Annotated in this window: 19 protein-coding genes; 6 read left to right on the plus strand and 13 right to left on the minus strand. The window is 74.3% G+C overall.

From position 1 onward, the window contains the following. Nucleotides 1-59: 59 nt before the first annotated feature. On the plus strand, nt 60-1,097 hold the full coding sequence (locus WIS52_RS11475) for a YdcF family protein (RefSeq protein WP_349298162.1): 1,038 nt from the start codon (nt 60-62) through the stop codon (nt 1,095-1,097). An 8-nt stretch (nt 1,098-1,105) separates the two neighbouring features. Here WIS52_RS11475 and WIS52_RS11480 read toward each other — a convergent pair whose 3' ends face one another. After that, nucleotides 1,106-3,406, minus strand: a complete 2,301-nt coding sequence (locus WIS52_RS11480; protein ID WP_349298163.1) for a heavy metal translocating P-type ATPase — start codon at nt 3,404-3,406, stop codon at nt 1,106-1,108. 135 nt (nt 3,407-3,541) lie between these two features. Here WIS52_RS11480 and WIS52_RS11485 point away from each other — a divergent pair, with 135 nt between their 5' ends. After that, on the plus strand, nt 3,542-4,225 hold the full coding sequence (locus WIS52_RS11485) for a DsbA family protein (protein WP_349298164.1): 684 nt from the start codon (nt 3,542-3,544) through the stop codon (nt 4,223-4,225). Between the two features lie 198 nt (nt 4,226-4,423). On the opposite strand, the gene WIS52_RS11490 is transcribed toward WIS52_RS11485, so the two are convergent. After that, a complete protein-coding gene (locus WIS52_RS11490; protein ID WP_349298165.1) occupies nt 4,424-5,752 on the minus strand; it encodes a PTS transporter subunit EIIC in 1,329 nt (442 codons plus the stop codon). 100 nt (nt 5,753-5,852) lie between these two features. On the opposite strand from WIS52_RS11490, the gene WIS52_RS11495 reads away from it, so the two are divergent. Then, nucleotides 5,853-6,086, plus strand: coding sequence for a PTS glucose/sucrose transporter subunit IIB (locus WIS52_RS11495; protein WP_349298166.1), 234 nt, complete (start codon nt 5,853-5,855; stop codon nt 6,084-6,086). Further along, nucleotides 6,083-6,535 (plus strand): PTS sugar transporter subunit IIA, encoded by a 453-nt coding sequence (locus tag WIS52_RS11500; protein WP_349298167.1) that lies wholly within the window; start codon nt 6,083-6,085, stop codon nt 6,533-6,535. The genes WIS52_RS11495 and WIS52_RS11500 overlap by 4 nt, the downstream gene beginning before the upstream one ends. Here WIS52_RS11500 and WIS52_RS11505 read toward each other — a convergent pair. Next, nucleotides 6,481-7,485, minus strand: a complete 1,005-nt coding sequence (locus WIS52_RS11505) for an EamA family transporter (protein ID WP_349298168.1) — start codon at nt 7,483-7,485, stop codon at nt 6,481-6,483. The genes WIS52_RS11500 and WIS52_RS11505 overlap by 55 nt on opposite strands. Before the next feature lie 55 nt (nt 7,486-7,540). On the opposite strand from WIS52_RS11505, the gene WIS52_RS11510 reads away from it, so the two are divergent. Then, the gene (locus WIS52_RS11510; RefSeq protein ID WP_349298169.1) at nt 7,541-8,125 is read left to right on the plus strand and encodes a CGNR zinc finger domain-containing protein; all 585 of its coding nucleotides are present in this window, start codon (nt 7,541-7,543) and stop codon (nt 8,123-8,125) included. Nucleotides 8,126-8,138: 13 nt separating this feature from the next. Here WIS52_RS11510 and pcaD read toward each other — a convergent pair whose 3' ends face one another. Then, nucleotides 8,139-8,897 carry a 3-oxoadipate enol-lactonase gene (pcaD, locus tag WIS52_RS11515; RefSeq protein WP_349298170.1) on the minus strand — a complete coding sequence of 253 codons (759 nt, stop codon included), beginning with the start codon at nt 8,895-8,897 and terminating at the stop codon, nt 8,139-8,141. A gap of 93 nt (nt 8,898-8,990) precedes the next feature. Between pcaD and WIS52_RS11520 the strand changes: the two genes are divergently transcribed. Beyond that, a complete protein-coding gene (locus tag WIS52_RS11520) occupies nt 8,991-10,466 on the plus strand; it encodes an aldehyde dehydrogenase (protein ID WP_349298171.1) in 1,476 nt (491 codons plus the stop codon). A gap of 21 nt (nt 10,467-10,487) precedes the next feature. Here WIS52_RS11520 and WIS52_RS11525 read toward each other — a convergent pair whose 3' ends face one another. The 9 genes from WIS52_RS11525 to WIS52_RS11565 form a co-directional block, all read right to left on the minus strand. Continuing rightward, nucleotides 10,488-10,952, minus strand: coding sequence for a Rieske (2Fe-2S) protein (locus WIS52_RS11525; RefSeq protein ID WP_349298172.1), 465 nt, complete (start codon nt 10,950-10,952; stop codon nt 10,488-10,490). A gap of 35 nt (nt 10,953-10,987) precedes the next feature. Then, on the minus strand, nt 10,988-12,379 hold the full coding sequence (locus WIS52_RS11530; RefSeq protein WP_349298173.1) for a DUF6529 family protein: 1,392 nt from the start codon (nt 12,377-12,379) through the stop codon (nt 10,988-10,990). Next, nucleotides 12,379-12,873, minus strand: coding sequence for a hypothetical protein (locus tag WIS52_RS11535; protein WP_349298174.1), 495 nt, complete (start codon nt 12,871-12,873; stop codon nt 12,379-12,381). Before WIS52_RS11535 ends, WIS52_RS11530 begins: the two co-directional genes overlap by 1 nt. A 1-nt stretch (nt 12,874) precedes the next feature. Further along, nucleotides 12,875-13,828: a hypothetical protein gene (locus WIS52_RS11540; RefSeq protein ID WP_349298175.1), complete on the minus strand. Its 954-nt coding sequence runs from the start codon at nt 13,826-13,828 to the stop codon at nt 12,875-12,877. 5 nt (nt 13,829-13,833) lie between these two features. Continuing rightward, nucleotides 13,834-14,859, minus strand: coding sequence for a DUF4142 domain-containing protein (locus WIS52_RS11545; protein ID WP_349298176.1), 1,026 nt, complete (start codon nt 14,857-14,859; stop codon nt 13,834-13,836). Between the two features lie 26 nt (nt 14,860-14,885). Then, entirely contained in the window at nt 14,886-16,268 is a 1,383-nt protein-coding gene (locus WIS52_RS11550) for a ferredoxin reductase family protein (protein WP_349298177.1), read from the minus strand. Between the two features lie 678 nt (nt 16,269-16,946). Then, nucleotides 16,947-17,741 carry a tryptophan synthase subunit alpha gene (gene trpA / locus WIS52_RS11555; protein WP_349298178.1) on the minus strand — a complete coding sequence of 265 codons (795 nt, stop codon included), beginning with the start codon at nt 17,739-17,741 and terminating at the stop codon, nt 16,947-16,949. Further along, nucleotides 17,738-18,982 carry a tryptophan synthase subunit beta gene (gene trpB / locus WIS52_RS11560; RefSeq protein WP_379610608.1) on the minus strand — a complete coding sequence of 415 codons (1,245 nt, stop codon included), beginning with the start codon at nt 18,980-18,982 and terminating at the stop codon, nt 17,738-17,740. The genes trpA and trpB overlap by 4 nt, the downstream gene beginning before the upstream one ends. 237 nt (nt 18,983-19,219) lie before the next feature. Then, nucleotides 19,220-20,452 (minus strand): CynX/NimT family MFS transporter, encoded by a 1,233-nt coding sequence (locus tag WIS52_RS11565; protein WP_379610606.1) that lies wholly within the window; start codon nt 20,450-20,452, stop codon nt 19,220-19,222. Nucleotides 20,453-20,467: the final 15 nt, after the last annotated feature.

Raw genomic sequence — 20,467 nt, forward strand, 5'->3', positions numbered from 1 at the left:
GGATGGACCGGCGGCGCGCCGCCGCCGGTCCGGGCGCGGCGCCACGAGGATCGGGCGCGATGTACGAGCCCTGGCTGACACCCCTGATCGTCCTCGCGTTCGCCCTGCCGATCGTGCTCGCGGTCGCCGTCACGCTGTACGTGCGGCGGCGCGTCCGGACCGAACCGCGGCGGCTGAGCAACGCGTACTGGCTGCTGGCCGCGGCGTTGCTCGTCGGCAACGCGGTCGGGTACCTCGGCTTCGTCGGGAGCAACCCGGTCCTCGGCGCCGCCCTCACGCTGCTCGTGCTCTCGCCGCTGATCGCCGTCGTGCTCGCGGTGTTCCTGCTCCTCAACGGGATGGTGATGCTGCACCGCGAGCGGGCGAGCCCGGGCAACTCGCTGTCCCTGCTCGCCGGGCTGGGGATCCTCGCGCTGCTGGCCGGCACGGTGCCGGTGGTGTTCGCGGGCAACCTGGTGGTGCGGGTGCTCTGGCTGCTGTGCCTGCTCGCGACGTTCGTCCTGGCGTTCCAGTTCGTCGCGTTCCTGGCCTACGCCCGGTTCTACGCGTGGCTCGTCCGGGAGACGCCCGTCGGCTGGGTGGTGGTCCTGGGGTCCGGATTGCACGGCAGCGAGGTGCCGCCGCTGCTCGCGTCGCGGATCCGGGCCGGGCTGGCGGAGTTCACCCGCCGCGGTGCACGGCTGCTGGTGCTCTCCGGCGGGAAGGGTGACGACGAGCGGCTCGCCGAGGGCGAGGCGATGGCGCGGTGGGCCCGCGAGCACGGCGCCGAGCCGGACACGCTGCGCGCCGAGACCGCGTCCCGCAACACCGAGCAGAACCTGCGGTTCACCGACGAGCTGGTGCGCGCCGACCCGGCCGTCGCCGGGACCACCGGGTTGATCGTCACCAGCAACTACCACGCGTTCCGGGCGGCCGTGCTCGCCAAGCGGCTGGGGGTCGACGCGCAGGCCGTCGGCGCGCCCACCGCCGGCTACTACTGGCCGAGCGCGGTGCTGCGGGAGTTCGTCGCGATCCTGCGCGAGCACCGGGTGGCGAACACCGTCCTGCTGCTGGTCGTGTCGGTCCCGCCGCCACTGGCCGTCCTGCTGGTGGCCTGAGAGCGGGGTCAGGCCTCGACGTACTCCTCGTCCCGGGACGGGGTCCGGACCGGGCCCAGCGTCGGGTCGGCCCAGGCCGCGGCCTTGCGCAGCCGCAGCGAGTTCGTCACCACCAGGAACGACGACAGCGCCATCGCCGCCCCCGCCAGCAGCGGGTTCAGCAGGCCGGCCATCGCGACCGGGATCGCGGCGGTGTTGTAGCCGAACGCCCACCACAGGTTCCCGCGGATGGTGCCCATCGTGGCCCGGGCCAGCTCGACGGTCGCCGGGAGCACCCGCAGGTCGTCCCGGACCAGGACGACGTCGGCGGCCTCCAGCGCGACATCGGTGCCCGACCCGACCGCGATGCCCAGGTCGGCGGCGGCGAGCGCGGCGGCGTCGTTCACGCCGTCGCCGACCATCGCGACCGTGCGGCCCTGGGCCTGCAGCGCGCGGACGTGGTCGACCTTGCCGTCCGGCAGCGCGCCGGCGACGACCTCGGTGATCCCGCAGGCGCGGGCGACGGCGTGCGCGGCGGCGGGCCGGTCCCCGGTGAGCAGCACCGGCCGGAGCCCGGCCGCGACCAGCTCGGCGACGGCGATCGGCGCGGACTCCTTGACCGGGTCGGACAGCGCGATCAGCCCGGCGAGCTCGCCCGGGTCGCCGGTGTGCACGGCCACCACGGTGTGCCCGGCGGCCTCCCACTCGTCGATCCGGCCGGCGAGCGGACCGGTGTCCTCCGGGGGACGGCCGACCGTCACCACGACGCCGTCGACCGTGCCGCGGGCACCGAGGCCGGGCAGCGCCACGAACTCGTCGACCGCCGGGACCGGCACCCCGCTCGCGCGGGCGTGCTCCCGGACCGCCTCCGCGATGGCGTGCTCGGACCCGGACTCGACGGCCGCGGCGCGGGCCAGCAGCCGGTCCGGGTCGGTGCCGGCGGCCACGGCGACGTCGGCGACGGTCATCCGGCCGGTGGTGAGCGTGCCGGTCTTGTCGAGCACGACGGTGTCGGCGGCCCGAGTGGTCTCCAGCGCGCGGTAGCCCTTGACGAAGATCCCCAACTCGGCGCCGCGGCCGGTCGCGACCATCAGCGCGGTCGGCGTCGCCAGGCCCAGCGCGCACGGGCAGGCGATGATCACGACGGCGATCGCGGGCGCCAGCGCCCCGGCCCAGCCGGCCCCGGCGAGCAGCCAGCCGAGGAGGGTCAGCAGCGCCAGGCCCAGCACGATCGGCACGAACACCGACGACACCCGGTCGACCAGGCGCTGGGTCGCGGACTTCTCGGTCTGTGCGCGCTCGACGGCGGCGATCATCCGGGCCAGCCGGGTGTCCGCGCCGACCTGCTCGGCGACGACGACCAGCCGCCCCCCGGAGGCGATGGTGCCGCCGGTGACCCGATCCTCCGGGCCGACCTCGACCGGCACCGGCTCACCGGTCATGGCGCTGGTGTCGACGGCGGCCCGGCCGGTCTCCACGACGCCGTCGGCGGCGACCCGCTCGCCGGGCCGGACCAGGAAGCGGTCACCGACCCGCAGGCGTCCTACCGGGAGGTTCCGCTCGGTGCCGTCCGCGCCGAGAACGGTGACCTCGTCGGTCTCCAGCGCCGCCAGCGAGCGCATGACCCGCCCCGCGGTGCGCCGTGCGCGGGCCTCGAAGTACCGCCCGGCCAGCACGAACGTCGTGACGCCCGCGGCCACCTCCAGGTAGAGCGGGCCGGACGGGGACAGCACCGCGTCCCAGCCGGTGAGGGTCACCCGCGAGTCGAGGAAGGCCATCTCGCCCAGCGACCAGGCGGACGCCGAGATCACCCCGAGCGAGACGAGGGTGTCCATCGAGGTGCTGCCGTGGCGCAGGTTCGAGAACGCGGTGCGGTGGAACGGCCAGGCCGCCCACACCACCACCGGCAGCGCGAGCGCGACGATCACCCACTGCCAGTACGGGAACCGCAGCGTCGGGACCAGCGACATCGCCAGCGACAGGTCGGCGAGCGGGATGAACAGGATCAGCGCGACAGCCATCCGCAGACGCAGCCGGCGCAGCGCGGTGTCGTCCTCGGTGGCCGCGTCGCCGGTGTCGGACGGGTCCGCCCGCACCTCGGTGGCCCCGTACCCGGCCTTCTGCACGGTGGCGACCAGCGCGCCGACCTCGGTGCCGGCCGGGTAGGTGACCAGCGCCCGTTCGGTCGCGAGGTTGACGGTCGCGTGGACCCCGTCGAGCTTCCCGAGCTTGCGCTCGACCCGTCCGACGCAGGCGGCGCAGGTCATGCCGTCGATGCGCAGCTCGACGGTCCGGACGTCGGACGGCGTCACGGCCGGCTCGGTACTCACGACGTCGATGGTTCTACACGTCGTCGGAGATTTCACACCCACCCCCGGTGACCTGCGGAACAGCACCCTCGGTGAAACACCCCGGTCCGTTGCAACGTACAACAGTGGGGAGGTCCCTTCCGGAGGAGGACGACGATGAGCAGACGCAGCGCACCCGGCCCGCCGGTGACCGAGCGGCGGGGGCCGTCGCAGGCGACCGTGATCGGGGCCGTCGTCGTGCTGGTGTTCGCCGTGCTGGTCGGTGCCGCGGTCTACGCGAAGACCCGGCCGGCCGAGGTGGTCACGCCGCCGAACGCGTCCGGGTACTCCGTGCCGGTCGGCGACGCCGGCGCACCGGCGACGATCGACGTCTACCTGGACTTCCAGTGCCCGGTGTGCAAGCAGTTCGAGGCGACGTCGGGCCCGACCGTGGACAAGCTGGTCGCCGGCGGGCAGGCCCGGGTCGCCTACCACCCGATCGCGATCCTCGACCGGACCTCGCCGGACCGGTACTCGACGCGCGCCGGCGCCGCGTCCGGCTGTGCCGCCGCCGACGGGGTCTTCCCGCAGTACGCGAAGGCGCTGTACGCGAACCAGCCCGCCGAGGGCTCGGCCGGGCTGACCGACCAGAAGCTCGCCGAGCTCGGCACCCAGGCCGGCGGGAGCCCCGGCTTCGCGCAGTGTGTCGACGACCAGACCTACGCCGGGTGGATCGGCGCGGCGACCGCGCAGGCGGCGAAGGACGGGATCAGCGGCACCCCGACGGTCCTGGTGAACGGCGCGCCACTCCAGAACCCGACCCCGCAGGCGATCACCCAAGCCGTGGCCGCCGCCCGCTGAGGCCGTGGTGTGCCGGACGCGGACGAGTCACGCCGGTGGGCGCCCAGCCGGCGCATCCCCCGGATCTGCGCGCCTCCGGAGGCTGGGCCGCCCCACGGCCCACCGGTGATCATCGAATCGGTTCCGCTCGATGCCAGGAACGGCACCGGTCGGCACCCGGACGATGATCACCACACGCCGCCCGGGTCCTGTCCGGCTTCACCTACGTCCCTCCTCCTGGTCGTTCCGCGTCCCGCCATCCGGCGACGCGACGGCCCCGTCCTCACCGGTCGCCGTACCCGAACCGGTCGCCGTACCCGAGGGCTCCGGTGTCGCGGTGGCCGACACCGCGGCCGTCTCCGGCTCCGGCTCCTCCCGGCCGGGCGTACGCAGGTTCCATCGCCTGATCACGAACCGGAACAGGAAGTAGTACACGACGGCGTAGCCGAGCCCGATCGGGATCAGCAGGAGCGGCTGCGTCGCCAGCCCGAAGTTCAGCAGGTAGTCGATCGCCCCGGCGGAGAAGGCGAAGCCGTCCCGGATCCCGAGCGCGTTGACCAGCATGTGCGCGGTGCCGGTGAGCACCGCGTGGATCACGTAGAGCGGCCAGGCGACGAACAGGAACGCGAACTCCAGCGGCTCGGTGATCCCGGTGGCGAACGCGGTGAGCCCGACCGACAGCATGATCCCGCCGGTGACCTTGCGGTTCTCCGGGCGCGCCTCGTGCCAGATCGCGAGGGCCGCGGCCGGCAGCGCGAACATCATGATCGGGAAGAAGCCGGTCATGAAGATGCCGGCCTCCGGGTCGCCGGCGAAGAAGCGGTAGAGGTCGCCGCGGGCGCCGTCGTACTCGCCGACCACGAACCACACCACCGAGTTCAGGATGTGGTGCAGCCCCAGCGGGATCAGCATCCGGTTGGCGAACCCGTAGATCCCACCGCCGATCACGGCGTTGGTGGTGATCGCCTGCCCGAGAGCGGTCAGCCCGGCGTCGAACAGCGGGTAGAGCAGGCCCATCCCGGCCGCCACCACCATCACGACGACCGCGGTCACGATCGGCACGAACCGCCGACCGCCGAAGAACGCCAGGTAGGTCGGGAGCGTGATCCGGTAGAAGCGCTGCCACAGCACCGCCGCGAGCAGGCCGACCACGATGCCGCCGAGCACCCCGTAGTCGATCATCTGCTGGGCGCCGTCGGGGTCCAGGCGATCGGGGAGCACGAGCGGGCTCATCGCCTCGAACACGCCCTGCAGCACCAGGTACCCGACGACGGCGGCCAGCGCCGTCGAGCCGTCCGACCGGCGGGCCCAGCCGATCGCGATGCCGACGGCGAAGAGCAGTCCCAGGTTGTCGAACAGCGCCGCACCCGCGGCCCCGATGACCGACGCAACGGCGGAGAGCGCGTCGAACCGGCCGAGCAGGTCGTCCTGCCCCAGCCGTAGCAGCAGGCCGGCGGCCGGCAGGGCCGCGATCGGGAGCATCAGGCTGCGGCCGAGGCGTTGCAGCCCCGCGAGCCCGCGCCGGGGCTCGGCCGGAGTGGCGGTCATGGTTAACCTCGCGTGTGGACGGAGCCGGGGTACCGGCACCATTCAGTGACGCACTGATCCGTGTCAACGCTCGGACGGATCGCGGACCAGGAGGTCGGGAATGGCGGACGAGAAGGCCGGCGCGATCCTCGCGGCCCTCGGCGGGGCGGGGAACGTCGTCGAGGTCGAGGGCTGCATCACCCGGCTGCGGACCGAGGTGCGCGATCCCGCGCTGGTCGACGAGGCGGCGCTGAAGCGCTCGTCGCACGGGGTCCTGATGGCCGGGACGGTGGTGCAGGTCGTCGTCGGCCCGGAGGCCGACATGATCGCCGACGACATCGCGGACCTGCTGTGACGGTGCAGGTGGCCGCACCGCTCGCGGGGCGGGCCGTCCCGCTGGCCGACGTCCCGGACGCGGTGTTCGCCGAGCAGATGCTCGGGTCCGGCGTCGCGATCGAGCCGGCCGCGGGATCGGTGACGGCCGTGGCTCCGGTCGCCGGGAACCTGGCGAAGGTGCATCCGCACGCGTACGTCGTCATCGAGCCCTCCGGCGCGGGTGTGCTCGTCCACCTGGGGATCGACACCGTCGGGCTCGGCGACGCGGCGTTCACCGTGCACGTCTCCGAGGGCGACGACGTCGCGGCCGGGGCCCCGGTCGTCACGATGGACGTCGACGCCGTCCGCGCGCGGGGGTTGTCCGCGATCTGCCCGGTGGTGCTGATGGAGTCCGGACCGGACGGCACCCGCGATCACGCGTCGGGCGATGTCCGCCCGGGTGATCCGCTGTTCTCCTGGGAGGCCTGAGACCCGGCGGCCTCCGCCGCCACCTCGCTCGGCGTCGCCGCGGCCCGGTTCTCGGCCCGCCGGATCAGCACGATCCCGCCGAGGATGAGTCCCCCGCCGAGGAACTGGATCACGCTCGGCGCCTGGGCCACCAGCAGCCAGGCCGCGATCACCCCGAACATCACCTCGGAGAGCCCGACGAACGAGGCCACCCGGGTGTCGAGCAGCCGGATCGCGATCACCCCGGTGACATACGGCAGCGCGGTCGCGAGCACGACGAGCATCGCCAGCAGCGCCATCCAGTGCAGCTCGGCCCCGGCGAGCGTCCCGGTGGCCTCGCCGACCTCGACCCGGGTGATGCCGAGCAGCGACGTCGTCCCGAGGGTGACCGCCCCGACCAGCATCCCGCCGGAGATCATCAGCAGCGGCGGGATCTGCCCCTCGCCGCTGCCGCCGGGGAGCAGGAAGTACACGCAGACGCACAGCGCGGACGCCAGACCCCAGGCGATCCCGACGAGCTCGACGCGCTGCGGCCCGAACGGGTCGACGACGAGCACCAGCCCGGCGAGCGCGACGAGGCAGCCGGCCAGGGTGATCGCCGACGGCGTCCGACGGGTGGTGAGCCAGGTCCAGCCGACGAGCAGCACCGGGGCGAGGAACTCCAGCAGCAACGCCACCCCGACCGACAGGTACTGCAGGGCCTGGAAGAAGCAGAGCTGCACGCCGGCGACCGCGGCGACGCCGAACACGACGACCTTGCGGGTGCCGGTGCGGTCCAGCGGGTGCCGCAGCAGCAGCACGATCATCACCGGCAGCAGCAGGAGCGCCGCGCCGGCGATCCGCATCAGCGTCGTCAGGCCGGGCGACCAGCCCGCCTCGAGGAAGGCGGCCCCGAGCGGGCCGGAGAAACCGTAGGCGGCCGCCGAGACCAGCGCCCACACGAGACCGCGGACCATGGTGTCCCGTGTCACGACCGAAGTAGCCATAGACTCCTGACAGTAGGAACCGACCATGTCAGGGGTCAACATGGAATTCGCCCATGACACGCAGGTCGTGCTCGCCGCGGCCGCGTCGCTGGTCAACAGCGCGCTCGCCGAGCCCGACCCGCTCGACGACACCGTGGATCTCGCGGTCTTCGAGGCGTGGATGGCCGAGCAGCCCTACACGGGCACGCGGGCGCGCACCGCCGCCGAGCGCACGGCGGTGCGGGCGCTGCGTGCGCGGATCGCGGCGTTCTGGCCGGCCGAGCCGGACGGGGACGCCGGAGCCGGCGCGCCCGACCGGGACCGGCTCGTCGAGCTGGTCAACACGCTGCTCGACGAGACCGACGCCCGGCCGCGCCTGGCCCGGCACGACGGCTGGGACTGGCACCTGCACGTCAGTACGGCACGGGCGCCACTGGCGGACCGGATGGGCGCCGAGATCGCGATGTCGGTCGCCGACCTGGTCCGCGGCGACGACGTCTCCCGGCTGCGCCGGTGCGCCGGCGAGGACTGCGCGGCCGTGCTGGTCGACCTGTCCCGGAACCGCTCGAAGCGGTTCTGCGACACCGGCAACTGCGCGAACCGCGCGCACGTCGCCGCGTACAGGCGGCGGCTGCGCCGCTCGTGAGTGGTTCTCGCGGTCAGGACCGCGACAACCACTCACGAAGGAGGGTGTTCACCTCGTCGGGGCGCTCGTAGTTGAGCAGGTGCGCGGCGTCGGCGACCTCGGCGTAGCGGGCGCCGGGGATCCCGTCGGCGATCTCCCGCAGCGACGACGGCGGCGTCGCCGGGTCGTCGGCGCCGGCCACCACCAGGGTGGGAGCGGTGATCGTGCCGAGGTCGGCACGGACGTCGAACGCACCGATCGCGGCGCAGCAGGCCGCGTACCCCTCGGCCTTCGTCGCACGCAGCATGTCGAGCAGCCGGGTCTCCCCCGCCGGGTCGCGCCGGGCCCAGTCCTCGACGTACCAGGTGCCCTTCCGGGAGGCGACCATCGCCTCGGTGCCCTTCTCCCGGACGGTCGCGGCCCGCTGCGGCCAGGTGTCGGGGCCGGGGAACCGCGCGGCCGTCGCGAGCACCGCGAGGCTGCGTACCCGGGGCTGCGCGTGCACGCCGAGCCACTGGCCGATCGCACCGCCGATGGAGACGCCAACGTAGTGGAAGGAGTCCACCCCCGCTGCGGCGAGGGCCCCCTCGGCGAGGTCGGCGATGGTGAGGTCCCCGGTGGCGTCCGGGGACCCACCGTGCCCGGGCAGGTCGACGCGGACGCAGCGGTAGCGGTCCGACAGTGCCGCCACCTGGGCGTCGAACAGGTGCAGGTCGGTGCCCAGCGAGGGACCGAACAGCACGACCGGGGCGTTCTCGGGGCCGTCGACGACGTGGTGCAGCTGCGGTGCCATGCCGATCATCCTGCCGTGCGGACCGCTGCGGGGCCGACCCCGAGTTCGTAGGGTCACGCGCAGGATGCACCGCGGCACCCGAGGAGGATCGCCATGGCCGAGCTCGAGACGTTCCGGATGCTGATCGGCGGCACGCCGGCGGACGCCGCGTCGGGGGCGGTGTTCGAGACCCAGAACCCCTACACCGGACGGCCGTGGGCCACCGTCCCGGACTGCAGCCCGGCCGACGTCGACGCCGCCGTCGCGTGCGCCCGCGGAGCCCTGGACGGCGAGTGGGGCTCGACGACGGCCTTCCAGCGTGCCGCCTGCCTGCGCCGGCTGGGCGACCTGGTCGCCGAGAACGCCGAGGCGCTGGCCCGGACCGAGGTCAACGACTCCGGCAAGCTCTACCGGGAGATGATCGGCCAGCTGAACGGGCTGGGCGGCTGGTACACCTACTTCGCCGGCGTCGCGACCACGAGCGAGGGCCGCCAGATCCCCTCGCCGAACCCGAACTACCTGGTCTACACCCGCAAGGAGCCGGTCGGGGTGGTCGCGGCGATCACGCCGTGGAACTCGCCGCTGCTGCTCATGACCTGGAAGCTCGCGCCTGCGCTGGCCGCCGGCTGCACCGTCGTGATCAAGCCGTCGGAGCACTCCCCGGCCTCCACCCTGCGCTTCGCCGAGCTGATCTCCCAGGCCGGGATCCCGCCGGGCGTCGTCAACGTGGTGACCACGAACGACCGGGACACCGCGGCACACCTGGCCGGGCACCCGGGCGTCGACAAGATCGCCTTCACCGGGTCGACGGCCACCGGTCGCGCGGTCGCGAAGGCCGCCGCCGAGAACATCAACAAGGTGACGCTGGAGCTGGGCGGGAAGTCGCCGCAGGTGGTGTTCCCGGACGCGGACCTGGAGGCCGCCGCGAACGGCGTGATCGCCGGGGTGTTCGCCGCGACCGGGCAGACCTGTATGGCCGGATCCCGGCTGATCGTGCACGCCGACGTGCACGACGAGCTCGTCCGGCTGATCGGCGAGCGCGCGGCGACGATCACCCTCGGCGACCCGAACGCCTCCGGCACCGAGATGGGACCGGTGGCGAACGCGCCGCAGTACGAGAAGGTCCTCGGCTATCTGGACACCGCCCGTTCGGAGGGCAACACGATCGCCTACGGCGGGGCGGCCGAGTCGTCGCTCGGCGGGTACTTCGTGCAGCCGACGGTGATCACCGGGGTGACGCCGGAGTCCACCGTGTACCGGGAGGAGGTCTTCGGGCCGGTGCTCGCGGCACTGACCTTCACCGACGAGGACGAGGCGGTGACGCTGGCCAACGACACCCCGTACGGCCTGGCCGGCGCGGTGTGGACCAAGGACGTGCACCGGGCGCACCGGGTGGCCGCCCGGATCCGGGCCGGCTCGGTGTGGATCAACGCCTACCGGGTGGTGGCGCCCGGCGTGCCGTTCGGCGGGTTCGGCCACTCCGGGCTCGGCCGGGAGAACGGGGTGCACGCGATCGATGAGTACACCGAGGAGAAGGCGATCTGGGTCGAGCTGTCCGGCGGCACCCGGGACCCGTTCACGCTGGGCTGATCCGCGCGCTCCCGCCCGGGCTCAGGCGAGGAGGATGCGGTCGCCGTCGACGGTGACGCCGCGTTCGCCCAGCGGGCCGTTCGCGGGTCCGGCCAGCGGGGAGCCGTCGGCCAGGTCGAACACGCTGCCGTGGCACGGGCAGGTGATACCGGCGTCGGTGACCTGGTCGACCAGGCAGCCCTGGTGCGTGCAGGCGGCGTCGAACGCGGCGAACGTGCCGGCCTGCGGCTGGGTGACGACGACGCCCTGGTCGGCGAACACCAGGCCCCCGCCGACCGGGATGTCGTCCACCGCGGCCAGCGAGCCGTCGTCGCCGGGCGGGGGTGCCGCGGCGTCGCCGCCGGATTCCTGCTCCGGAGCCGGGCCGGCGTTCGGGGTGCCGTAGGTGGCGCAGCCCGCGGCGCAGCAGGCGCCCAGGGCGCCGGCACCGGCGAGCACGCCGCGCCGGGTCAACCCGCGGGTCGGGGACGGCGTGATCGGGGACATCGTGGAATCTCCGTGGGTGGTGGGTCGGGAGGTCGTCAGAAGGTCAGGCCCTGGCCACTGAAGAAGTACAGCGCCGAGGTGAGCCAGACTCCGGCGAGCACGGCGAGCAGCAGCCCGCCGCAGACCGCGAGTGCCCAGCCCGGGACCCCGCGTTTGTGCAGCAGCAGCATCTTGGTGACGAACGCGCCGTAGAACACGCAGCCGAGCACCGAGTGGGCCAGCGTCGACGGCGTCGCGGCGGAGAAGCCGAACGCGTAGAGGCACTGCACCGCGACCGGGACCGTGATCAGCACCGCGGCCCGCCCGGACCAGCGGTGCACGGTGCCCAGCAGCGGGTCGCCGTAGTCGGCGCGACGCATCATCGCTGCGGTCACGCCCTGCACCAGCGCCAGCAGCAGGGCCAGCGAGCCGAGCCAGGCCTTCACGGCGGCGCCGCTGGAGAACCCGGCGAGGTTCACCGCGACGCCGGTGCCCTCGTGCTGGCGGGCCCAGACCCCGAGCGCGACGGCGACGAGGGTGCCGACCGCCGCCGGGATCACGACCGCCCGCAGGGACGGGCCGTCCGCGTTCCCGGAACGGAACGGGCGCCGGACCCTGCGGGACCGGCCGTCCCGGTGGCCTGTGGACTCCGTGTCGGGATCCGGACCGGCCGCCGGGTCGTCGAGGTCGGCGGCCGGGCGGGTCGCGGTGCGCCGGCCGGCCGGGGGCCCTGCGGGGTCGGCGTCCCGCGGCGGGCGGCCCCGTCGGGCGTCCCGCCGCGAGCGGCGCGACGGGCCCCCGGCCGGCTCGTGCTCCCCGGCCCAGACGCGCGCGTCGGCACGCATCCCGGCCGGGACGTCGTCGCCCCGGGAGTCGGGCGCAGGGCCGTCCGCCGCGGGGGTGAACATGCCCGCCGGCTCCGGTCCGGCCCAGCGCTCGTCGCGGGCCCGGTCGTCGCCGAAGCTCGCCCGCGGTGCACGACGAGCGGGTCGAACCGCGGGGAGCTCGCCGGATCCGGCCCGGGGGTCCGGCCGGGCGCGCGGGTCGACGGGCTCGCGCGGGTACTCGTCGCGCGGGTCGAAGGCGTCACGCAGGTCGTACTCGTCGCGCGGGTCATACCCGTCGCGCAGGTCGTACTCGCCGGGCAGGTGGCGTCCGTCGCGCGGGTCGAGCCCGTCGCGCGGGTCGAGCCCGTCGCGCGGGTCGAATCCCGGGTCGAAGCCGTCGCGCCGGCCGAACCCCGGAGCCGGACCGGACCCGGCACGCGGGTCGAGGTCGTCGAACGGCTGCCCGGCGGCCCGCGACCGGGCGCGGGAGCGCCTCCCGGTGCCCTCCCCGGACCGCCGCGGCGCCGGCACGCCGGCACGCGGGTCGGTGGGCACCGGCGGGATCCCGAACGGGTCGGTCTCGCGACGGTCGGCGTGCCCGGAACGGCGGGGGTGGGCCATCAGTAGCCACCCCCGGACGCGGCGGCGGCGGGAGCCGGGTCGTCGGCCGCGGCGGCCGAGAACGGCCAGCTCCGGCCCGAGCCCGTGACCGTCCCGAACGCCGTGCCGTCCTGCACGGAGTACTCGACCCGGTCGCCGCCGGAGCTGGTCAGCACGGTCCGGCCGGACGGGTCGATCTCGCCGTCGGCCCGGGTGTCGAGCAGCTCGCCGCGGACCCGGGCGGTCGCGGCACCGTCGGAGACGGTGATCGACACGGTGACCTCGTCCCCCGCCGACCGTCCCTCGTAGACGGCGTCGGCGGGGGCGGGCCCAGCGGCCCCCGGCTGATCGGTGGCCGCCTCGCCGGGGACCTCCTGGTCGAGGGCGAGCAGGCCGGTGGCCTGCTCGACGACCGAGGTTCCCGGCTCGGCGGTGAGCACGACGTTGGCGGCGAGGACGCCCGCGCCGACCGCGCCCACGGTGGCCAGCGTCAGCAGGGGACCACTGATCCGCATGTCAGCCCACCTGGACCCGAATGGAGTCGAAGGCCGGCGTCTGGTTGGCGCGCTCCATCATCGGGATGCGGTGCGAGCCGTCACCGGCCCAGGACGAGCACTGCAGCTGACCGGCCTCGTCCACGCCGGGCACGTTGATCGTGACCTCGTCCGGGGCGGCGCCACCGCCGCCGTCCTCGGTCGCCTCGAAGAAGGCCGGGGCGGGCGAGGAGTCGGGAGCCTCACCCGGGTTCGGCAGGACCCGGCAGGCGGTGTGGAAGTGACCGCGCTGCAGGCCCTCGCCGTTCAGCAGCGACGCCTCGACGTAGTAGCCACCCTGCGCGGCCGGCAGGAACCGGTCACGCACCAGGTTGCGGGTGCTCACCGTGATGCTGAAGTCCTCGCCGGGCGCGACCTCGGTCGGCGCCTCGGTGATCAGCAGCGACGGGCTCTTGTCGACCGCGGCGACCTCACCGAACGAGGTGTCCACGCAGCGCGGCGACTCCTGGAAGCCGTTGTGCGGGATCAGGCTGCTGTTCGAGCAGTCGGAGGCCAGGATGTCCAGGCCCTGGACGTCGTCACCGCCACCCTGCTCGTTCCCGCCGTCGGAGTCGGCACGGTTCCCGTCCTCGGACTCCTCGCGCTCGGCGTCGTCCCGGCCGGAACCCTCGGCACCGGCGTCGTCGCCGCCGTCGGCGTTCCCGCCGTCGGGGTCGCCCGATCCCCCGGCGCCGTCCGCGCCGTTCTCCTCGTCGGAGCCGTCGTCCTGACCGGACGAGCTGCCGCCCGACGAGTGGTCGTGACCGCCTCCGCGGGACCCGCCGAGCAGGCCGGTCCCCTCCGCGGACTCACTGCTGCTGACGACCTCGTCCCCGTCCTTGGTGGCACTCCCGGCGGCGTAGGCCACCGGTGCACCGATCAGCAGGGCGGCGGCGAAGGCCGCGGCGACGCCGATCCGGCGTGTGCGGCTGGGCATGGGACTCATCGGTGACGGCTCCTCGTGCTGGACCGGGCGCGACGTCGGTGCGCTCCGGATGAATGGATGTCGGGCTGGACCGCTCCGCTGTCGGGACGGTCGTCGAACTCGTAGCCGGTGAAGGTGGGGAGGTGGTGCTCGCCGGAGCTCTCCGGGTCACCGTCCCGGCGGTGCCGGGACGGTGGGACGTGCGCGAGCTCCTCCCACGGGTCGGGTGGGCCCAGCACCGGTGCGGCGTCGGCCGATCGGCGTGGCGACGGGATCGGACGGCCGGCGGGGAGCAGGTTCGGCAGCTTCGCCATCGCGCCGCCGCCCGGGCGCCCCCGCCGGTAGAGGGTCATGAGCAGGCCACCGGCGGCGAGCAACGCGAGGCCGACGACCACGGCCGGGACGATCACGTCGGTGAACGTGCGGGCGTCCGCGGGCACCGGGTCGGGCGGGGCCGGCAGCGCCGAGTAGTCGACCAGCCCGGTGGACTCCAGGTAGCCGATGTGCCGGGTGACGTAGACCGACGCCTCGTTGGCGAACTCGCGCATCAGGTCGTTGCGGGTACCGACCTTGACGTCGGTGATCACCGGCAGCACGTTGCCGTGCGCGGCCCGCAGGATCTGCACGAACTGCCGGTCGTAGTCGGTGCCGCTGCGCGCGGTCAGGTCGTTCATCCAGCCGATCTGCTCGTCGGTCGGCCGGCTGGGCAGCGCGACACCGAGCTGCTCGGCGGTGGTGCGGACGATCTCGTCCAGGTCGTGGTGCTCGACGCCCAGGTTGCGCGCGACCTCGCGGACGGCCGGCGAGCTGGCCTGCTGCTCACCCTGCTGCCCGGTCGGCGCCTCCCACAGACCGGCGAGGCGGACCTTCTGCAACAGGTCGCGGTCGGCGGGACCGAGCGGACCCCACTGCGTCTCCTGCCATCCCTGCTCGGGCGCGGTGGGGGCGGCGGCCACCCACGACTGCGCCAGCGCGACGGCGACGACCCCGGCCAGCGCGGCGAGGATCGACCAGCGCAGGGGGCCCGGCATCCGGCGGGACATGAATCTTCTCCTCAGATGTCGGTCGGTCAGACCTGGGCGAACTGCTCGGTGTGCACCCGCTCGTCCGGCACGCCGAGCGAGGCGAGGGTGTCCAGCACGTCGCCGACCAGCCGCGGGTTCCCGCAGATGAAGTAGTCGAGCCGCACCCGGGGGGTGTCGAGATCGGTCAGGACGGCGGCGAGCAATGCGGTGTCGATCGGCCCGGTCGCACCGCCCCAGTCCGAAGACGGCGTCCGCAGCACCTCGGTGACCTCGAGGTCGAGCATGGTGCGCAGGTGCTCGAGCTCGGACCGGAACAGCAGGTCGGCGCGGTCCCGGGCGTGCACCACCAGCCGGTAGGGACGCCGGTCGCCGCGGTCCGCCGCGGTGCGCAGCATGCTCATCATCGGCGTGATCCCGACCCCGCCGGCGATCAGCACGAGCCCGGTCGAGGGGACCGCGTCCGGGGTGAAGGACCCGTACGGGCCGTCCACCCAGACCGGGTCGCCGCGCTGCAGCTCGCGCAGCCGGGACACGTAGTCACCGGTGTGCCGGACGGTGAACTCGATCCGGCCGCCGTCCTCGGCGCTGGAGGCGATCGTGAACGGGTGCTCCTCGACCGACATGCGCTCGGTGCGCAGCCAGGCGAACTGACCGGGCCGGAACCACGGACCGGAGTGCCGGCCCCGGCGGACCAGCACCAGGGTGGAGACGGTCTCGCTCTCCGGGCGCACGACGTGCACCCGGTACTCGCCGCTCTCGGACAGGCCCCGCCCGCCCCAGCGCAGCCCGAGCACGACCAGCAGCAGCAGGCCGAGCACGGTGAGCACCGGGCCCATGACGGCGTCGGTGACCAGGTTGTTCAGCCAGAACACGTGCAGCACGGATCCGCCGAGCACCAGCGCGGCGAGGCTCAGGTGCAGCCACCGCCAGAGCTCGTGCGACGCGCCCTTGCGGACCCCCCGGGTCGCGAGCACGAGCAGCACCCCGATCGCGACGGTCCCGATCGTCGCGGCCTGCCCTCGGGCGGGGGCGACGCCGGGGACCAGCAGCCACACCCGCGCCGGATCGGCGGCGACGACGACGGCCAGGTGCAGCGCGACCAGCGCCCCGGCCAGCATCCCGAGCCTGCGGTGCAGGCCGAGCAGCGTCTCCAGTCCGAGCGCGCGGGACAGCCCGCGTACCCGGGACGGGAGCACCGCCACGACGACCATCGCGGACAGCGCCAGCAGACCGGTGACCACGGACAGGTGGTGGCCCAGCGGTTGCGGCTCGGAGCGCAGCATCCAGATCAGCGACGGGCCGACCAGCACCGTGACGAGCACGGAGTGCCAGATCAGCCGGGCGCGACGGTGCGCCAGCCAGGCGTCGGCTGCCGGCGCCTCGCGCCGGACCGGTGCGGTGACCGGATGCAGGGCCGCGCGGGTCACCGCTCGCCGGGCCGAGGCCCGGCGGGATCGGTGTGACGCGGTACGGTCGGGCGGACGCCGGGGGCGCGTCCGCGCAGCACGGGACGGATCATGGGATCACTTCCGGGTCGGGAGCGGGCCGGGTGGGGAGTCCCGGCCGTCGCCCGCGGCTCGATTGGGGAGCGGTCCGCAGCGCGACGGGATCGACCTTAGGAACCCTCCGCCCCCGAGGTTGCTTTCCTGAGAGTCATCACCGCCGGTCGGCTTCCGGATCGCGCCAAACGGGCCCGGATCACTCCGAGTGGAGTACACCGCGGCGTCCGGTCACCCGCTCCGGTCTCAGGCTTCGACCGCTCGACGCCGGTCGGCCCGCTCGGTCGCCGTGGACGGTCGCCGTGGACGGGCGGCTCGCACGGCCGCGCCCGCGCACACCGCCGATCGGCGGAGACGGCCCCCACAGCACGACCGGTGATCTCCGGCGGCCCACCGGCGACCGAGCCGGCACCCGCCCCCGGACGATCACCGGCCGCCCCTGACCCGGCAGCCCGGCGGCCCGGCTCCGGCCCGACTCGGACGCCCCGGCCCCGGCCCGGCGGCCCGGCTCCGGCGGCCCGGCCCGGCGGCCGATGATCGCCGAAACAGTTCCGGCCGGTGCCACGGATGGCACCGGCCGGAACCCGGATGACGATCGAGCGCGTGTCAGGCCGGAGCCGGAGCCCCCGCCCGGACACCCTCGGACAGGTCCGCCGCCAGCTCGCGCACGGCGACCGGCCCACCGGCTTCGAGGGCCTGCACGAAGGCGGTGCCGACGATGACGCCGTCGGCGTAGGACGCGACGTCCGCGGCCTGCTCGGCGGTCCGCACGCCCAGCCCGACGCACACCGGCAGCTCGCCGGAGAACTCGCGGCAGCGGCCCACCAGCTCGCGGGCCTCGGCGCCGATCGAGCGGACGCCGGTGACCCCCATCAGCGAGGCCGCGTAGAGGAACCCGCGACCGGCGCCGACGGTCAGCCGCATCCGCTCCGGCGTGGTGGTCTGCGCGACCAGGAAGATGCGGTCCAGGTCGTGCTTCCCGGACGCGGCCAGCCAGTCCTCGGCATCGTCGGGCAGCAGGTCCGGGGTGATCAGGCCGGAGCCGCCGGCCGCGGCGAGGTCGCCGGCGAACCGCTCGATGCCGTAGCGGTCGATCAGGTTCCAGTACGTCATCACGACGGCCGGGGCGCCGGCGTCGACGACCCCGCGGACCGCGGTGAACGCGTCCCGGGAGCGGGCACCGTTGTCCAGCGCCTGCTGGGTGGCCCGCTGGATCACCGGGCCGTCCATCAGCGGGTCGGAGTACGGGAGGCCGACCTCGACGACGTCCACGCCGCCCTCGACCATCGCCCGCATGGCCTCGACCGAGCCGTCGACGTCCGGGAAGCCGACCGGCAGGTAACCGATCAGGGCCGCGCGGCCCTGCTCCCGGACCGCCGCGATGCGCTGCGCGACACTCACTGCTCCACCCCCGCGCCGGTTCCGACGGTCTCGTCGGTGACGGCCTCGCCGTCGTCATCGATCAGGTCGAAATACCGCGCGGCGGTGTCCACGTCCTTGTCGCCGCGGCCGGACAGGTTCACCAGCAGCACGGCACCGGGGCCGAGCCGGCGGCCCTCGCGCAGCGCCCCGGCCAGCGCGTGCGCGCTCTCGATCGCCGGGATGATGCCCTCGGTGCGGCAGAGCAGCCGGAAGGCCTGCATCGCCTCGTCGTCGGTGACCGACTCGTAGCGGGCGCGGTGGATGTCGTGCAGCCAGGAGTGCTCGGGCCCGACGCCCGGGTAGTCCAGGCCGGCCGAGATCGAGTGGCTCTCCCGGGTCTGGCCGTCCTCGTCCTGCAGGATGAAGCTGCGCGAGCCGTGCAGCACGCCGACGTCGCCGCCGCCGATCGAGGACGCGTGCCGCGGGGTCTCGACGCCGTCGCCACCGGCCTCGAAGCCGACCAGCTCGACCCCGGCGTCGTCGAGGAACGCGTGGAAGATGCCCATCGCGTTCGAGCCGCCGCCCACGCACGCCCCGACCAGGTCCGGCAGCCGCCCGATCAGGTCCTGGACCTGCTGCCGGGCCTCCACGCCGATGATCCGCTGGAAGTCCCGGACCATCGCCGGGAACGGGTGCGGCCCGGCGACCGAGCCGATCAGGTAGTGGGTGTCGACCACGTTGGTCACCCAGTCGCGCATGGCCTCGTTCATCGCGTCCTTGAGGGTGCGCGACCCCGAGGCGACCGGGCGGACCTCGGCGCCGAGCAGCCGCATCCGGGCCACGTTCAGCGCCTGCCGCTCGGTGTCGACCTGTCCCATGTAGACGACGCACTCGAGACCGAGCAGCGCGGCCGCGGTGGCCGAGGCGACACCGTGCTGGCCGGCGCCGGTCTCGGCGATCACCCGGGTCTTGCCCATCCGCTTGGTGAGCAGCGCCTGGCCCAGCACGTTGTTGATCTTGTGCGAGCCGGTGTGGTTCAGGTCCTCGCGCTTGAGCAGGACCCGTGCGCCCCCGGCGTGCTCGGCGAACCGGGGCGCCTCGGTGATCAGGCTCGGGCGGCCGGAGTAGGTGCGGTGCAGCTCGGCGAGCTCGGCCTGGAAGGCCTCGTCGGTCATCGCCGAGTGGTAGGCCTGCTCCAGCTCGTCCAGCGCGGCGACCAGCGCCTCCGGGACGTAGCGGCCGCCGAAGCGGCCGAAGTACGGGCCGGTCTGCTCGACCAGCCGCGCCGTGTCCCCGGCCGGGGGGAGGGCGGTGTCGGTCACGGGAACTCCTGACGGTCTGCGGTGCCGCGGACTCCGGGCACGACCGGCCCCCGCGACGGCGACGGCACACCGGCGCGGCGGCCGTTCGTCGACTGCCGGGCTCCGCCACTCGGGTGCGGGTGCGACGGTACTCCCAGCCCTCGTGAGCGGTCATCGCGGTCCTGACCGCGACAACCACTCACGAGCGCGGAGCGCCTACACGAAGCGGGGGCGTCCGGCGGCCCAGCCCAGGGCCATCTCCGCGACGATCACGGCGGCGAGCAGCATCAGCGACGCCGTCCAGCCGCCGGTGGCGCCGTAGAGGATCCCGAACAGGAACGGCCCACCCGCGCCGAGCAGGTAGCCGAAGCCCTGCGCCATCGCCGACAGGTCGGTCGTCTCGGACACCTCCCGGGTCCGCAGCGCGATCACGCCCAGCCCCAGCGGGAACACGCCCATGCCGACGCCGAGCAGCACCGACCAGAGCCAGGGTGCCGCGGCCGGGGCCACCGCGAGGCCGAGGACGGCGACCAGCGAACAGCAGGCCAGACCGACGATCCAGCCCGACTGCGACTTCTGCCGCAGCGCGATCGGGGGGACGACGAAGCTCAGCGGGATACCGATCAGGCTGATCAGCGCCAGCATCAGGCCGGCGTCGGTACGGGAGACGCCCTCGGAGAACAGCAGCTCGGAGAGCCAGCCCATCGCCACGTAGGCGACGCAGGCCTGCAGCCCGAAGAACGCGGTGACGACCCAGGCCAGCGGCCGGCGCAGCATCGACCGCCGGGTGCCCGCGGTCGCGACCACCGGGCCCCGGTCCTCGCCGTGCCGGGCACCGAGCAGCCAGACGACCAGCGCCGCGGCGGAGAGCACCGCCCAGGCACCGACCGCGCCGCGCCAGCCGCCGAGCAGCTGCTCCATCGGCGGCGTCAGCGCCGCACCGATCCCGCCGCCGGCCGCGAGCCCCGCGGTGTAGATGCCGGTGATCCGGCCGATGGCGTGCGGGAACGACTCCTTGACCACCGCGGGGATGAGCACGTTGCCGATCGCGATCCCCGCGGCCGCGACGAACGTCCCGCCGAGCACGACCCAGGGGCCGTCCACGATCCGGAGCACGAGACCGGCGGTGAGCACGGCCAGGGCCAGCGCGATGGCCCGCCCGGCGCCGAGCCGTCGGCCCAGCCAGGGCGCGGCGATGGCCGCCAGCCCGAAGCAGACCGTCGGGACGGCGGTGAGCACGCTGATCCAGGCGGTCGAGGCGCCGAGATCGTCCCGGACCTCGCCGAGCACGGATGCCATGCTGGTGACGGCCGGGCGCAGGTTGGTCGCGGCCAGCGCGACGCCGACGACGAGCAGTGGCGTCGCGATCAGCGCGGCCCGCCGCCGGCGCCCCCGGGTGCCCGCCGGTCCGGTGGTGATCTCCTCCGCGTCGGTCCGCTGATCAGCAATGCTCACGAAACAGTA

It is taken from the genome of Pseudonocardia nematodicida, from assembly GCF_040105385.1.
GTDB lineage: Bacteria > Actinomycetota > Actinomycetes > Mycobacteriales > Pseudonocardiaceae > Pseudonocardia > Pseudonocardia nematodicida.